The sequence below is a fragment of the Chryseobacterium sp. DZ-32 genome, assembly GCF_059587025.1.
This window is the reverse complement of sequence record NZ_JCAIOM010000021.1, coordinates 53,477-69,849: the sequence shown is the minus strand read 5'-3', so window position 1 is coordinate 69,849 and position 16,373 is coordinate 53,477. Positions and strand designations below refer to the sequence as shown.

Below are 16,373 nucleotides of genomic sequence, written 5' to 3'. Positions count from 1 at the left end.
ATCTAATTGGTAAATAATAAGATCAAAGCCAAAATGATTATTGATAAAGACCAATTCAGAAATAAATGTTTTATTTTTTTCACTCCGGAGTTAGACAACTATGCATAGCTTTTGCCGATTCTATAGATGAGCCTGATCTTACCTGTTAAATAATTTTTTAGAGAAAAATTCCTTTTTTTGAAAATATCGCCCAGGACACAAGAGAAAAGCTGACCTAAAGGCCAGCTAATTCATTACCACATAAAAGAAGAAATATTATAAAACTATTTATTTTTTTATACATTATTTACATTTCACATGTGCATGGACAAAGCTTAAAAAGCTCATATGTTCAATCTTTAAAGGATTTTGCATTACCATTCTCCACAGGAAATTAAATACAATACCAATATGATCAGAATGATATCAAATATGAAACTAATTAGAGTGAGGCATTAACTTAATTTATTTTTAAGTCAAATTCGATTTATAAATTTTTATAATTCTATATTTTAATGTGCGACAAAAAAAAACATTTTACCACACAGAGTTATGGAATTTTAAAATAAAGTGATAAGTGATTATAAAATAACAACTTATTCACTGATACAACGCACTATAAAACCATCTGCACGCGTGTATGCAGTTAAATTTATCGCACTGACACCGAAATTAATAGCAAATGCATTTGTACTACTTTCAGTATTGCTCCAATAATATCCAAAACGAGCTCTATTCTGTAATGATCCAGTAGTCTCATTACGATACCCACCAGTAGGCAAAGTTAATGTTGTCCCATTATTACTGAATACTATAGCTGCACTGAAATTAGTAGAGCCATTTGTTGCTGCTGTAACCCATGTTCCTATAGTTGTATTTGTACTTGCACTGTTAAATTGTAACCATTCATTTCTGGTAGGCACTCTGAACCCGGTAGGACAAGGATCATTTGCCGTTTTAACTGGTGTTGCTTCCGTACCACTGTTCCATGATTTGTTGGCTGCTGTTGAAGTACTCCATCCTGAAATGGAAGCACTAGAAGTATAAGCAGTGGCTACAGGGTTCTTTTTACCCCATTGATAATAATTTCCCATTATTGACTGACTAGGGACATTAGGGTCTTGTGAAGGGTCAGCCCCAAGGTTACGCGTTAACATCTGTCTTGTCTGTCCGTTAATGAGTACATTAACCTGATCAGCAAAAGAACTACTGGCTACTACAGTACGACTAAAACCACAAGATTCACCACCTATAGTAAGATCAAACACTGCTGTGCCTGCCGTTAGAGGTGTACCAATAATGGTAAAATTCAACGTTCCACTGCCATTATTAAGTGTCCCTGAAGGAAGTATGGCTGTAAGCCCTGTTACTCCTGTTGAAGGAATACTGATTGCATCATAGGTACCTCCATTACCACCATTATAGGGAATACTTGTATTTACTCCGGAAGCAGGTTCTCCTTCTTCCAGAAAACCAGAATCGCTGGAAGATGAGCACATAAGTTGTGTGATATGGGCTGTAGCCGTAACCGCTAATGCCATCTTTAACCATCGATTACTACCCGCATCAAAGTAATAAAACCCGGGAGAATCCATACCCTCTACCTGTCCCGTACGATTATCAGGATCAGGTTCTTCAGTAACATATACAAGCACAGCATTCTGGTCTTCACCATACACACCAGCAACTTCAGCTGCTTTTAAAGCATTACCGGTTACGCGGGGAAGGATAAAACCTTCAGCAGTACTGCCATCAGTGGTTTTACTAACCACATCTAAAGTGGATTTTGGGTCGCTATTATTGATTCCCAGTTGTCCATAAGACAATATACCTAAGAAAACTGTTGGTAATAAATATATTTTTTTCATTGCAAATATTGTTTAAATTAAAAGCTTTTAATCGCTCTGATTGTATACCTATTTATATTTGATTATTGTCAGCATAATAAATTAATTACACTTAAAATCAAAGTTCAAAAAGAATATACGAATAAAAATTACTGCGAAATACAACGTAATGCAAATCCATTACTGCGAGTAGTATTAATATTAGACGGGTTTACTGCGCTAGATATCAACGTCATACTAAAGCCCTGCCCGCTGCCATTTTCAGTACTACTCCAGTACCCTGCCGCAAAAGATCGGTTAATTAATCCACCAGCATAATAGTTACGTTGACCAACAATAGGGAAAGTTAAGGTATTTCCATTATTAACAAACACTTTAGCAGCGGTAAAATTGGTAGCACCATCTGTTGTACCAGTAGCCCATGTACCTATATTACTATTGGTACTTGCATTATTAAATCCGACCCATTCATTTCGTGTTGGTATACGAAAGCCAGAAGGACAAGGATCTTTAGCGGTCTTTATAGGAACTGCTTCTGTACCACTATTCCATGATCTGTTAGGTGCATGGGATGTATACCAACCCGGAATTGAACCTGCAGCAGTATAAGCGGTTGCTACAGGATTAAGTTTACCCCATTGATAAAAATTACCAAAGATTGCCTGAACAGGAGTATTAGGATCTTTTGTTGGATCGGCTCCAAGATTACGGGTCATCATTTGCCGTGTTTGTCCATTAACAATCACATCAACCACATCTGTGAATGACCCTCCTGCCTGCACATTACGGCTAAAGCCACAGGTCTCCCCCCCTATATCGAGAGTGAAAACAGCTGTACCAACTCCCGACGGTGTACCAATAATAGTGAAATTTAATGAACCACTACCATGATTAAGTGTTCCTGAAGGAAGTACAGCAGTAAGTCCTGTTACTCCGATGGAGGGAATACTTATTGCAGAATAAACACCTCCGTTACCTCCGTTGTACGGAATTACAGTATTTACTCCCGCAGCGGCTACTCCTGACTGCAGTATTCCGATATCGCTGGAGGATGAACACACTAACTGAGTTATAGCAGCCGTATTGATGCCACTGGCCAGCATTTTTACCCAACGGTTGCTGCCAGCATTAAAATAATAGAAGCCTGGAGAATCCATCCCCTCCGTTTGCCCTATACGATTATCAGGATCAGGCTCCTGAGTGACATACACCAATGTAACATCCTGATCTGCTCCATATACTCCTGCTGCTTCTGCATCATGCAAAGCATTACCAGTTACTCGTGGAAGGAGAAATCCTTCAGAACGGCTTCCATCTATTGTTTTACTCTGTACATCCAGGGTTGATTTAGGTACAACATTATTAACACCAACCTGACCGAAAGATAAGGTACCAAAACAAATTATTGGTAATAAATACAATTTTCTCATCGTTATATAATTTTAATTTATTTGTTATCAATTTTTAAGAATCATGTGAGATCCTTTGCACAACAAATATAAAAAGTTGTTTTCAAGTAACTTATTATCAGTCAGTCGTATTATCACTAACACATGTAGTTTTTTAACTAACAAAAGCTTAAATAAAACTAACTTTCTTATAAAAATGGTAATAATTATAAAAAATTTTATAAAATCCCAAGCATCTAAAAAAAAAGCGAAGAAACAAAATTGTTTCTTCCGATATATAGCATCTAGATTATTGCTAACTTTTGCCAAAAAATTTTAAATTCTGTCGAAGTAGTATTATTTCTTTTTCATATAGGCTTGTTTATTTTCCGTGGTAACTCCAGCAGGAAAAACTACTACCATGTCATTATCCAGTTTTTTAATAATGAGCGTATCGATACCTTTTGAAATCAGTTTTACATCTTGAGTACGATAAGTTAAGAAAAGAGTATTATGAGAGTTGTGCCATTTTTCATACAAAAATGTATGCACATTAAGAGAAGTAGCAGTAACATCTTCGGAGAGCTAAAATCCTTGTTTTCCGTTTTCCATACCTTCAACAGGCTGGAGCCATTTACCTATAAGAATAATTATTAAAATAATTTTCTTTTCCATAATGCATTAAATTTTAGGTTTTCGAAATAATATAATTGATTGTTTTATTATCTGTTAATTGATTCACTTTAATTTATCAGACTCTTTATTAACCCTAATACTACAGAAAAACAATTAACTGCTATATCATGTACAAATTTAGAAGTATATTATTCCAAAATCACCTAATTATTATAGCTTCGTAAAATAACACTACGCTTTCGCAAATTCCACAAAATCCATATATAAATTTAACAATATGAAAAAAAAGAAAAAAAAAAAAAAAAATGAGCATACAATTGGGAAATGAAGTTTATTCCATTGTTTGAAAAAATATTCAGAGAATATGAATTTATGAGGATAAATTGAATGTTCAATAGAAATGATATCAATAATTCATCTTTGGAATTTTTAACAATAAATTATTTATCATACACAGCTCTATATAACTGTTCATATTCTAGATAAACTTATAACCTCTATTCACAATTACAAAATTTCGCACTGACAACCCATGATTAATCACGCAGTAAAAAACAAATATAATTATTAAAACTACAAATAAAAACAATATTATAGTTAAAATACTACAATTAAATAACGAAAATACTATACAGTTCAAAACCTATTCAATAACTATACTTTTTACATTTGTATAAGAATTTACAAAACGTATTTTTTATAGCGGCTTGTAACTATGAGATATAAGTATGTGAATTTTGATTTTTAAAAATTTGTTTAACACAAAATAACTATACTAATGAAAAAAAGTTTATCAGCTATTGGTTTATTAGCAGCAATAGGTTCTGTTCAGGCGCAGAACGTTCTACTTCATGTAGATGACACTGCTATAACTTTTGTAAGTAAAGGTACACTGCTTTACAACGGTGGGGGGTTACAAACAAGAGGAACTGGTACCATTGAAAACCACGGAAACGTTATTGTTTCAGGTACTACTTCAGACTCCTTTAAAACGATCACTACAGGAGGAGCAGACAAAACAGAAGGCTCAGTAACAGGTAATTTTATTAACAAACTTAACGAACCCACTGCTTACGCTTCTGTCAATGTAAACAGTCCTTCTGCTACCCCTGTTTATACTTATGGGCAACTGTATATTAGTGGGATCCCACAAGCTAATATTACAGGTATTGTAGACCAGGAGTTCAGATCAATAAAACATGGAAGTTATCAACAAATTGGACTTCCTTTTTATGATAAAACGGCTTCTACATTAAGTGCAGAATTAGGAAAGACATTTGTGCAATCCAGGTATTCTCAAAATGAAATACTTTGGTCAAATAACAGCAACACTGAATCGACTAATTTTGGTTTAAGCTCTAAATTCGGAGTAGCAACTCCCGGTTCAACATATTATATGCTAGGAGGGCTAAATCTTGATGTAAGCAACACAACAAGAACTCTAAAAGGACGTCCGCTAACAGATATCGGAGCTGCTATAACTTTACAAAATGCGGCAGCTGGTATCAACTTTGGACCAACAGGTGCTCAGAAAAACTCTTATAACGAGTATTATAACAGTTATATACAGGATGTTTTTGAAATTGCCTCTGGCGGAACTGAATGGCAAGGCAATTTTGGTAGAAATATATATTCTTTGGCTAATCCATTCCTGACAAACTTAGATTTAACAAATGTCGCTTATAATGAACCAGCTGCAAACGGAGATGGTGTTTATTTAAGTACAATTTATGGAATTAAATTACAGCCCGGAACGGTAACTACGAATAGTGGCGGTACCATAAGTACCGGCCCTGATAAATTTGTTACATTTAATGCAGGCATTCCAACAGGAGATGTCGACTATATGGTAATCAGACCATTAGGAACTTTCGCTATTAAGCTTAATGATAATACTGCAGCCGATCAGCTTAATTTTTCAAATCTCAGAAGATTTAATTATTATAGCAGATCCGGTGGTACGGATTACAATGTAAATGCAAATAAAAATAATCCGACGACAAATACCGTAAAGCAATTAGGTGTTATTGGTCTTGATGCCAATGGAAATGAAGTGGCAAAAACATATTATGTTGTCTATGCCAATGGAAACACAGGACACTCAACAAGTTCAAGAATTCAGGTTGCAAATTCATCCAGTCTCATATATACTTATGAAGAAGCTCCAGGTGGTGGAATTGATAACAACTATAAAGATGTGTATCAGTTATATATCAATGAAGCTAACGAAAGCAACTTTCAGGGAAAGAATATTGTATTAAAAAATAGTGATCTGACGAGAGTTAAATCTTACAAATTTGAAGTAAGAGAAAATGCACAATTGATAAACAATTCAACCTTCGCCCTATCTAGTGGTCTTGGATTTTATTATAATGTAACTGGAGGAAATGCCCAACCGATTAAACAAGGAGATATAATCCCAGCTACTACAGATCTGCTTAACCTATATTATGATACCCCTAACACTGCTGTTCTGGCAACAGGTAATACTGTAGCTCCTTCAAAAACAATAGTGGTTTATAATCCACAGATTACAAACTATATTGTCAGATTTGATCCGGCCTGGAAAAAAGCTGATATTGAAGTGTATGATATGAGTGGAAAACTGGTAATTTCTAAAAAAGCAGTGAATACTTCAACTGATTTTGTAATTGAATTAGATGGTAAAGTTAAAAATGCATACATAGTGAAAGTGGTTTCAGATAAAGGAGAAGTTGTTAATACAAAAATCTTAAAATAAAATATATGAAAATCATAAATAAGCTATTATCAATTTCCTTCCTTCTTTTCTCAGCTATATGGATTTATGCAGAAGAAACAACCGTAGTAATGAAAGGTACAGGACCAGTTGGGCCAGGAGGAAATCCAAATGGCGGAGGAGGGGGTACAGGGCCTGTTGGACCTGGAGCTCCTGCCTCACCGATTGATATGTATATATATGCGCTTGGTATCGTAGCAATTATATTTATTATTTACTTTACTAAAAGTACAGGACACCAAAAAGCATAAAATTTAATTAGATACAAAACCTCTCTGTAATCAGAGAGGTTTTTTTGTTTTGCCAATATAAATAGAACAGCTTCTCCCTGTCCGAGGTATTTTATCAGGTCAATAAAATATAAAGTTTAAGAAGCGAAAAAGTGCTTAGAATCCAGCATTTTTTTTGATATCTGGTATTTTTAATGGCAGATATCATTTAATTGTTTATATTTGCTGAGCTTTTTTATGGAAATAAAAAACCGGAGTTGGTCTCCGGCTAACACACAAATAATGACAATAAAAAGTTGTATATCCAAATGTACAATCACACTGTGCTTATGTTGCCCTGCAGAAAATTAGTCCATGAAACAAAACTGCAGAAACAAAACCAGAGTGTTTAATTCAGGCAAAGTAATTATACTAATTGAATAGTTAGCTTAATGCTTGTCATACAATTTTCTGAAAAATTTCATAACTGTTAAAATGTGAAATATATTTCAAACATTGTCTATTGCAAACTTAAAGCATATAAGGCAGACTATAAACGAGATTCATATAGTTTTATATAGATTTAAATGTAAAATAATCACTACATGTATTTCAGGATTATGATGGAATCAGTATCCGTCATATGTTAACTGCTCTTATACTGCTTCACTGATCTCAGCTGAGCATGATACCATCCTTTTTTTCAGAATTACAATAAGTTCATGACTTGTCTGAGGAAATAACTTTGATATGATACGGCTAATATTCCAGAACCTGTTGTTTTTGGTCAGAAAATTTATTCCTCCGAAAGAATTATAGCCCAGTATCTCTTCCACGATAAAATCCTGCTCAAATGCAGTGATATCTTTTTTACTAAATACTTTTGCCAGGCAGTAATCAGCACCTTTGCTTTTTCTGGTCTTGTATTTTTCAATGCCCAAAAATTTAAATGCAAATATTCGTCTTAAAGACCATTTGCTTAAAACAGAAATCACAACCGTTCCTCCGGGTTTTAATACTCTGAACATTTCTTGTCTTGTTTTGGAAACATCATCAGTATAGGAGAAAGAGGTAAAAATACTGACAATAAGATCAAAATAATTATCATTAAGCTGACTCAAATTACTCATAGAACCTTCTATATATCCCACTTCCGGGTGCTGAGACCTGAGAAGCCGTATCATATGTTCAGAAATATCCAGACCTGTATATTTAATCTTTTTATTACTGGCGGTGCATAATTCATATCCTAATCCTGTACCACATCCCAGATCAAGGATTTTATGATGATCACAGATAAAAGTTTTCAATAGTTTCTGAATAAATAAATTTTCTTCCTTGCTCCAATTATCGGCATACAGTGAATTGTAATCTTTTGCTATATTATTCCAGTATCTCCCGTCACTTCGCTTCATTTTGCTCATAAGTATTGATTTGTAATTAACAGATTAATTGAAATCTATTTTATTAATAGAGTTGCAAAATTAAACTTTCACCTCTATACCTATCCTGAAACTATTATAGTTTTATATAATGGCTTATATAAAATAATCACTACCATGAAAAAACAGCATGAAAGCTTGCTAATTAGAACTATAGAACTTTTATACAATAAAAATTAACCGGTCTATAGAGATCATTAAAATCAAAAATTTAAATAATCTATTCATAGAACCTATTGTTGCTTTGGTCTCTTAATATGATATTTATCTTAATAGCATTTTTTATTGATTAATTTCTTTATCTTAATGTTAATGAAACTACATAACAAATTTAAAAGCTTACTTTGAAATATATTCACTTTTTCACATCGTATTAATACCAATAAACCATAGTTATACAACTATATGGTTTAAAAAATAGTATATTCTGAGCAATATAAAAGCTTTAGAAGTTGAAATCAAAATTACAAATATGCTTGATCAATTATTATTTCTATTCTGCAGTAGTATCCATCCTGATTTGGTGACAGGCTTTCCGTTGATACGGTCATCCCATGAAACAGTATACCAATAGGAAGCAGTGGGAATAGACCCACCTAAATATTTTCCGTCCCAGATGAAATTACTTTCTGTGCCCTTAAACATTTGCCTTCCATACCTATCAACAATAACGGCTGAGAAGTTTTTGAGTTTTGCGATTCCTGCAAAACTGATCACATCATTAATCCCGTCTCCGTTAGGGGTAAAAGCATTAGGTAAGAAAAACGTATAATACTGTACTGAGGTATCACAAAGAATCCCCATATTTCTTATTCTGATTGTGTATTCTGTATTTTTATTGACATTATAAAATATATCTGAACTTTGCCATAACACTCCATCATCAATAGAAAATTCTAAAGGAAGATTTTCATGGTTTTTGACAAAAATCTTCAAAGCATCATTTTCGTATATGACCTCAAGAATCTCCGGAACATGGATATAGGCAACATCAGACGAATATGATTTTGAGCAAACTCCATTGCTGATGATAACAGTATAGGTTCCTGCCTGAGTAACTGAAATCGTTCTTGTTGTTTCTCCAGTGCTCCAGTGATAAGTATAATTGGGACCATTACCGGCATCAAGTACTCCTTTCTGCCCCTGACAGATTTCGATATCCCGAAGAAGGGACGTTATGGCTGGAACGACAGTAATTGTAATATCTGCCTGAGCAGAACATCCATTCTGTCCTACTCCTTCAACATGATATGTTGTGGTAACATCAGGGGAAACAATCTGTGTATTGCCATTTCCTGATAATCCTGTCCATATGTAGGTCTGTGCTCCGGAAGCAGTCAAAGTAACAGAATACCCTTTACAAATTGTCAGCTGCTGAGCTGTTATAACTACCGGAGGAGGAACAGTATCTTCTAAAACGGTGACTGAACCCATCTTTACACATCCCATAGGTGTTGAACTGCTGATGCTTAATGTGTAAACACCACCTTTGTTAACTAAAGGGGTTAAAGTATTCTCTCCTGAAACAATATTTCCACCAGAGCCTGCTGTCCAAAAAAAAGCTGCACCGGGTTGGTATACAGACCCTGTTGCATCTAACGTGATGCTTGTTTCATTACATGTAATAGTCTTTGTGGGTGGAGCTATATTAACAACAATCAAAGAATCCATCTTCACTGTTACCGCATGCTGGTATTGACATCCTAAAGCAGTAGTAAGTGTTACTGTATAGGTTCCTGGTGTTGTCACAGTAAGGGTATTTCCGGTAGTACCGTTAGACCAAAGGAAGTTATTTCCTGTTCCGTCCGCATTAGCCGTTAATACCGTAGAATCCCCTTCACAGAATACAAGATTTCCTGCAATCTGCAAGTTCGGATCCTCATCTTTAACAATGGTAGCGGCAACAGCATCACTCTTACAAGATCCGTTATCATTCACCAGCGTATATACCCCTGCTGCATGCACAGTTATGGATTGTGTCATCTCTCCGGTCGACCAGATGTTTCCTACAGGCAAACTGGAGGTGAGTACAACAGGAATATCATGACAAATCACTGAAGAGGAAACATTGATAACAGGCTCAGGTTTTGTATTGACAATTAGCTGCAACTCTGCTATACTATAACAGAAACCATAGGATACGCGAACATATATTGTAATATTTCCCGAGGAATAAGCAGTAGGATTTGATAACGTATTGGTATTTCCGGCATTAGCATCAGTCAGATTTTGATAATATGAAAAACTGACACCCGGCTCTGAAGAAATAACCGTTTCAGCATCTTTTAAATTAAATACTGCTGTATTCGTAACTGAACAGTTGCTAAGTGATGTATTTTGAACATTGGGTGTTTTTGAAATATTGATATGAAGACTAACCTGTTCACAATCCGGAAATTCCGGATCATTCCCGCAAAATTTATATACAATAGTGTCAGTTCCGACATATCCTGAAACAGGTGTGTAAGTAATTTTTCCTGTTGTGGAATCCACAATTGCTGTGCCATGGGAAGGTGGTGTAATGATCACAACACTTCCGGGAACCACAGTTTGTGAAGATTGTGAAAACTGGGGAACAATATTGAGATGATCCCCGCAGATAGAATCATTCTTCGTAGTTTCCTTCAAACAGCTGTTAATCTTGTAAACAGGAGTAAATTTAGGCTCACATGAGCCGGCAGTTATTCTTACCGTATAATTACCTCCCTGAGCAGGCGAATATGTGTTAGTGGCAGCTCCTGAAATACTGCTTCCGTTACGATACCACTGGTAGGTATCATAGCTATCATCAACCTCAAGAGTAATACTGGGTGCACATTCACCGGATTTTTTCATAATAACAGGTATTGAAGAAAAACCTGCAAAATATCCCCCATATCCAGCATTGCTATAACCTCCGTTAATTCCAGCCGTAACCGCTTTATCTGAAGTAATAGTTGTGTTTCCTGTAATATTCTGTATTGAATAAGTCACCCAGTCATTATTTCCCTGAAGAGGATATGGTCCCTGAACAGATGTTGGACTAGCACCGTTAACCGTAATATGGGCACCAGTTTGTGTAAGAATATTCATCCTTACAGATATGGATGAGATATTGGGCATTTCATTAATCTTCCCGATTTCATCAATTTTTCTTGGCAGGAAGCAGTTTAAAGGAGGAATAAGGTTATACCCACCAGTATAACCTCCGGATCCTACTCCTACCAGTTGATAGAGATAGACGTTTTTGGAAGTTTTGACATACATATTAGAATGTCCGTTCCCCTGATTAATATACGCATTAGCCAGAATTCTATAATATTGTCCCGCGTTAATTGTTGCAATAGGCACAGTGCCATTATTAAGGTAAATCTGTGTATTATTTTCAGTGGCAATAATAATTCCCCCGTCCACATTGTAAGGACTTGTAGAAACACTTTTAATCATTGCAAACTCGTTTCCAAGACGTGAAACTGGAATAGACTGGTCCATAATCAGATCAGAACCATCATTTGCTGTAGTGGCAAAAAATCCATTGGAATTACCATTGGTAACGGATATGGGCTTATCAGCACTAATTTTTGCGCCAATAAATCCTTCTCTGTTAGCGGTTATATTAGTTATACCTGCAAGAGTATACGACTGTCCTTTGTTTAATGTTACCGTTAGCACACTAGGGGTTGAAGCGATATTCAAAAAACTGATTGCCGGATTATATCCTGAAATATTCACGGTCGTATTATCTTCTGTCGCCAGAATTCCTGCTGTAAAATTATAGTTATTGGAACTCGCGGTTACAGGAGCAACAGCAGCAAAAAATTCAGTTCCTATTCCTGCCCGTCCTTTAGAGGTGATAATCTCAGCGTGAGCACCTGTAGCAATTCGCATCGTTAGGAAATAAGGCTTTTCCCCAACAGTATATATTCCCTTATTAGATTTTGAAGCTGCTTCAGAAGTTCCAGTCAATTTTATGTAATTAGGTTCTACGATAAAAGTTGCAGGAGAACCTTTACTGATAGTAACACTTCCAATCTGATTATTATTGCTATAAATTTTAACTGTAAATGGTGTAAATGAATCTGTTGAAAAATAGAGTCCGTGATTATATGAACTTCCCATACTGTCAAAGTAAGGAGCCACCCAATGTTCTGTATCTCTTTGTCCGAAAATTTCTGCCAGTGAAAAAAATAGGAAAAGAAAAAGTAATGTCTTTTTTACTTTAGACAAAAATGCATTAGATATTATCATATCTTGAAAGATAAATTCAAAAATGCAAACTTAGGAACTAAATTATTGTAATAAAAAAAGTCAGCTATAGTATTATATGGGTTTAATTATAGAATATTATCGATTAGTATGATCATAAAAAGACTAGGATAGATAAATCTATTGTTCACAATATTAATTCTAAGTTAGATATTTTAAAAGATGTCTTGCCTGCTATATGATATGAAAGAAATAGTATAAATTCTATGTCTTCCTGTGTTAAAGTAAAAGATAATGAGTTTATCAAGCAAACAGTATTAAGCACATGTTTCTATGATTCTTATTTATTGTTAAGAGGCCGTCTGCTTCTGAAGAACCTCGATATATATGTCACATAATAGCTAATGCCTTTCCAATTGCAGGGTTAGCTCAATAGTCCCATATGATTATCCTTGTAGTTTAATTGAGATAACACTGATAGACTAGGTAAACTAAATTATTCACTGATACAGCGTATTGAGAAGCCATCTCCACGAGTGTAAGCAGTGGCATTTACTGCACTAATACCAAAATTTAAGGCATATGCACTGGTGCTACTCTCAGTACTACTCCAATAATATCCAAAACGAGCTCGATTCTGTAATGATCCTGAAGCCTCATTACGGTATCCGCTAACAGGAAGAGTTAAAGTATTCCCATTATTATTAAATACAATAGCTGCAGTGAAATTAGTTGGACCATTTGTTGGTGTGGTAGCCCATGTTCCTATAGTACTACTAGTACTTGCGCTGTTAAACTGTACCCATTCATTTCTGGTAGGAAGCCTAAAGCCTGATGGGCAGGGATCGTTTACTGTTTTTAATGGATTGGTTTCTGTACCACTATTCCATGCTTTATCAGCTGCTCCTTCTGTACTCCATCCGGCGATGGCCACATCAGGAGTATAAGGCGTAGCCACCGCATTCCTTTTCCCCCATTGAAAATAATCTCCCATAATAGCTTGGGAAGGCACATCAGGATCCTGCGTAGGGTTTGCACCCAAATTTCTTGACATTATCTGACGGATTTGACCGTTAATGGAGACATTTACTACATCATCAAACTTGGTTTTCGGTTGTACTTGAAGACTAAAACTGCAGTCTTTACCCGCAATATTGATGTTAAAGATAGCTGTGCCTGTAGTAAGAGGTATTCCAGTAATGTTAAATACTAAGAAACCACCGCCAACACTAAGATTTCCTTGATAAAGGGTTGCGTTAAGATTTGTAATACCCATAGAAGGAACACTCAAAGCAGGATAGACTCCTCCGTTTCCACCATTATAAGGCACAATAACACTGACCCCAGAAGCTGGCCGTGTGGCTTCCAAAATACCTATATTGGTAGAAGAAGAACATAACAACTGTGATAAAGCTGCTGTAGCGCTACCCCTGGAGATTATCCTTACCCATCGGTTACTTGCTGCGTCAAAATAATAGAAACCTTTGGAATCTATCCCTTCTACCTGGCCAGTACGCCTTTCAGGATCAGGGGGGGCGGTAACATATACCAAAATGGCATCTTTGGCATTGGAATATACACCCTTTAATTCTGCTGTTTGAAGAAAATTACCCGTCAGACGAGGGATTATAAGCCCTTCTGAAGCATCTATAAAGGTTTGTCCATAGAATAAGCTACCAAAAAAAATCGTTGGTAATAAATATATTTTTCTCATGTTTTTAATATTTGATAGTTAGTTTTCATTTGGCTCAATTAGTATAATCTGTTTTATTCTTCTATAGATAAGATTCAATAAATCATTAAAAACGCATTTTGACAATAGTTAGGATCAGAAATTTAGACGTTAATTTCATATGACGATCTTATAAGCTCTGAAAATTTTGTGTTAGTTATTAATTCTGAGATGAATTCCTTTATCTCTTTAAGAAAAATTAAAACAAATGTAATTTTTTAATTTATAATACACCAACTACAACATATCGGATTATCACTAATATTATGTAGTTTTTTTTACGACAACTTAAACATATGACTGTTAGCATTCTACAAATAACTAAACAGTACTGTAAGGTAAATTCAGAACAAGACACTACCGCACGTACGGATATTCTGTACGTTGTATTTCAGAATAGATCCTATTCATTTAATTCGTTAGTCTCTCTATTAAGCGGAATTTATTTGACTATTTAGGCCAAATTTAACATTTGTTAATATAATGTTAAATTTGTTTTATAGCTTTTAAAATTTTATCAAAGTAATAAGCATTAATACATTATTAAAATAAGTTTGTGAGTTTGGTTTAAATCTGTGCGGCAGAGCAATTTGCCGCACTTTTGAAAAAAATAAAACTGATCATGAGCATCAAACAAAAACTATTATATGAGTAACAATGACCATACACTGTTACAGCGTATATTCTAATTGACACATGAAAAACAAGAGTCAATATCACTGGATTTACACCTTTATATCTTAAAGATATTTTCTATCTGCTTCTTAAACTGTAACATATCTCTTATTAATACATCCTTACTTTTTTGTTTATTTCATGCTGAATATGCCAGGGGTCAACTTTACATCCCACAAATAATTGATAACAATAATTAGAATGGCTTTAATTAATAATTTTTTTCTTCATAATTCGTAAATGCAACATTTTTATTCTATTTATTAGTCTGATTTATAACAAAGAATTACTCATGTGCAAACTTATTTCAATTTTTTCCTTTAATGTTAGAAATTCATGTGGTTTTATATAAGTCAATATGTAAAACAATCATTATACTTTTAAACTATTTGGCTAATGTTTTAAGGGTTTGCAGGTTGCCGAGCCAATTTAAAAACCTTTTATTCTGTTATGGCAGAAAGAACTTCTTTATTACTAATCCATAATACTTTGCAGCTATCATGAACTCCTTGCATCGCTACAGGTTCATGTAAAATTCCATAGTACAATTCCAAATAATATGAAAGTGACAACAGAAATTCTACGTCTCCCTGCATTGAATATGAAGTAAAAAGATAATGCATTTTTTCAAGCAAACGATCTTTCCGTACTGTTAACGTATCAATACTGAATTGATCAAACAAATCAGCCTTATTAAGCCTTCTTGGAATAAAAGTCTTGGGATGACATTTCTTACAGCAAGGGATTAAGCAATCTTTATATAAATGATAATATTTCTCTTTTGCTCTTTGTGAGTAATAATGGATTCCAACTGCTCCATAGACACCGTCTACTTTTTGATTCTTTAAAAGCTCTCTCTCAGCATCAAAACGGTTGGGAAGATAATAATTGCTAGCATCTAAAAAAGAAATAAAATCACCCGAAGCGTTTTCAATTCCTAAATTTCTACTGGTTATATTCCCTTTATTCCTGCATTGATTATGCTGAAAAAGTTTTATCCTGTCATAATCCTCTTCAAGCTTTTCACATATTGTCAGCGAATGATCTGAAGACCCATATTCTATGAGAAAAACCTCACAAACCTCCTCAAACTGTAGGGCAGACCTTACTGCATTTGCAACAAATTCTTCTGCATTATAGACTGATATAATTACTGAAATTTTCATTTAATCGGTATTAGTTTTATATTATAATGTTTTAACAAGTTTAAAGCATAATCAATGATCATTTTGAGCAAAATGACGACAGCCTCTTTGAATTTGAACAACATTAATAGTGAGGATTCATTTTCCAGATCGCCAGGTTCTGGAAAACTTTTTTTTAAGAAACCTTATAATCCAATATGTATTTCTAACACATTAAGTGTATATATCAATTTAAAATATTCTAATAAAAATCCGGCAAAGATATCAATCTCGGCCGGATGAAGTGATAATTCAGCAAATATCTTTAAATCATTTAGCCTAACAAAAATATACTTATAAAAATGATTGCTTAAAGACAACTGTGTAAAAGTAAAAAT

At 34.6% G+C, this 16,373-nt stretch carries 8 protein-coding genes and 1 pseudogene; 2 read left to right on the top strand and 7 right to left on the bottom strand.

From position 1 onward, the window contains the following. Positions 1 to 575 precede the first annotated feature (575 nt). From AC59HC_RS19845 to AC59HC_RS19835, 3 genes and pseudogenes are all read right to left on the bottom strand, one after another. Positions 576 to 1,847 carry an FISUMP domain-containing protein gene (locus tag AC59HC_RS19845; RefSeq protein ID WP_142718446.1) on the bottom strand — a complete coding sequence of 424 codons (1,272 nt, stop codon included), beginning with the start codon at positions 1,845 to 1,847 and terminating at the stop codon, positions 576 to 578. 128 nt (positions 1,848 to 1,975) lie between these two features. Continuing rightward, the gene (locus tag AC59HC_RS19840) at positions 1,976 to 3,256 is read right to left on the bottom strand and encodes an FISUMP domain-containing protein (RefSeq protein ID WP_142718447.1); all 1,281 of its coding nucleotides are present in this window, start codon (positions 3,254 to 3,256) and stop codon (positions 1,976 to 1,978) included. Between the two features lie 315 nt (positions 3,257 to 3,571). Further along, positions 3,572 to 3,787, bottom strand: a pseudogene (locus AC59HC_RS19835) (lipocalin family protein); the annotation flags it as partial. An 841-nt stretch (positions 3,788 to 4,628) separates the two neighbouring features. Between AC59HC_RS19835 and AC59HC_RS19830 the strand changes: the two are divergent. Both AC59HC_RS19830 and AC59HC_RS19825 read left to right on the top strand, forming a co-directional pair. Then, positions 4,629 to 6,590 carry a T9SS type A sorting domain-containing protein gene (locus AC59HC_RS19830; protein WP_142718449.1) on the top strand — a complete coding sequence of 654 codons (1,962 nt, stop codon included), beginning with the start codon at positions 4,629 to 4,631 and terminating at the stop codon, positions 6,588 to 6,590. A 5-nt stretch (positions 6,591 to 6,595) separates the two neighbouring features. Then, positions 6,596 to 6,859, top strand: a complete 264-nt coding sequence (locus tag AC59HC_RS19825; protein WP_228451558.1) for a signal peptidase — start codon at positions 6,596 to 6,598, stop codon at positions 6,857 to 6,859. Between the two features lie 614 nt (positions 6,860 to 7,473). Here the strand turns inward: AC59HC_RS19825 and AC59HC_RS19820 are convergent. The 4 genes from AC59HC_RS19820 to AC59HC_RS19805 all read right to left on the bottom strand — a co-directional run bounded on the left by AC59HC_RS19820 (position 7,474) and on the right by AC59HC_RS19805 (position 16,017). After that, positions 7,474 to 8,241, bottom strand: coding sequence for a class I SAM-dependent methyltransferase (locus AC59HC_RS19820; protein WP_142718450.1), 768 nt, complete (start codon positions 8,239 to 8,241; stop codon positions 7,474 to 7,476). 498 nt (positions 8,242 to 8,739) lie between these two features. After that, positions 8,740 to 12,486 carry a T9SS type B sorting domain-containing protein gene (locus AC59HC_RS19815; protein WP_142718451.1) on the bottom strand — a complete coding sequence of 1,249 codons (3,747 nt, stop codon included), beginning with the start codon at positions 12,484 to 12,486 and terminating at the stop codon, positions 8,740 to 8,742. A gap of 454 nt (positions 12,487 to 12,940) precedes the next feature. Further along, positions 12,941 to 14,158 (bottom strand): FISUMP domain-containing protein, encoded by a 1,218-nt coding sequence (locus AC59HC_RS19810; protein ID WP_142718452.1) that lies wholly within the window; start codon positions 14,156 to 14,158, stop codon positions 12,941 to 12,943. Between the two features lie 1,133 nt (positions 14,159 to 15,291). Further along, positions 15,292 to 16,017 (bottom strand): glycosyltransferase family 2 protein, encoded by a 726-nt coding sequence (locus tag AC59HC_RS19805; protein ID WP_142718453.1) that lies wholly within the window; start codon positions 16,015 to 16,017, stop codon positions 15,292 to 15,294. Between the last annotated feature and the right edge of the window lie 356 nt (positions 16,018 to 16,373).

What these genes read in the sequence shown, in the direction of transcription:
- AC59HC_RS19830 (WP_142718449.1), top strand. Translation starts at nt 4,629, where the DNA reads ATGAAAAAAAGTTTATCAGCTATTGGTTTATTAGCAGCAATAGGTTCT.
- AC59HC_RS19820 (WP_142718450.1), bottom strand. Translation starts at nt 8,241, where the DNA reads ATGAGCAAAATGAAGCGAAGTGACGGGAGATACTGGAATAATATAGCA.
- AC59HC_RS19810 (WP_142718452.1), bottom strand. Translation starts at nt 14,158, where the DNA reads ATGAGAAAAATATATTTATTACCAACGATTTTTTTTGGTAGCTTATTC.
- AC59HC_RS19815 (WP_142718451.1), bottom strand. Translation starts at nt 12,486, where the DNA reads ATGATAATATCTAATGCATTTTTGTCTAAAGTAAAAAAGACATTACTT.
- AC59HC_RS19805 (WP_142718453.1), bottom strand. Translation starts at nt 16,017, where the DNA reads ATGAAAATTTCAGTAATTATATCAGTCTATAATGCAGAAGAATTTGTT.
- AC59HC_RS19840 (WP_142718447.1), bottom strand. Translation starts at nt 3,256, where the DNA reads ATGAGAAAATTGTATTTATTACCAATAATTTGTTTTGGTACCTTATCT.
- AC59HC_RS19845 (WP_142718446.1), bottom strand. Translation starts at nt 1,847, where the DNA reads ATGAAAAAAATATATTTATTACCAACAGTTTTCTTAGGTATATTGTCT.
- AC59HC_RS19825 (WP_228451558.1), top strand. Translation starts at nt 6,596, where the DNA reads ATGAAAATCATAAATAAGCTATTATCAATTTCCTTCCTTCTTTTCTCA.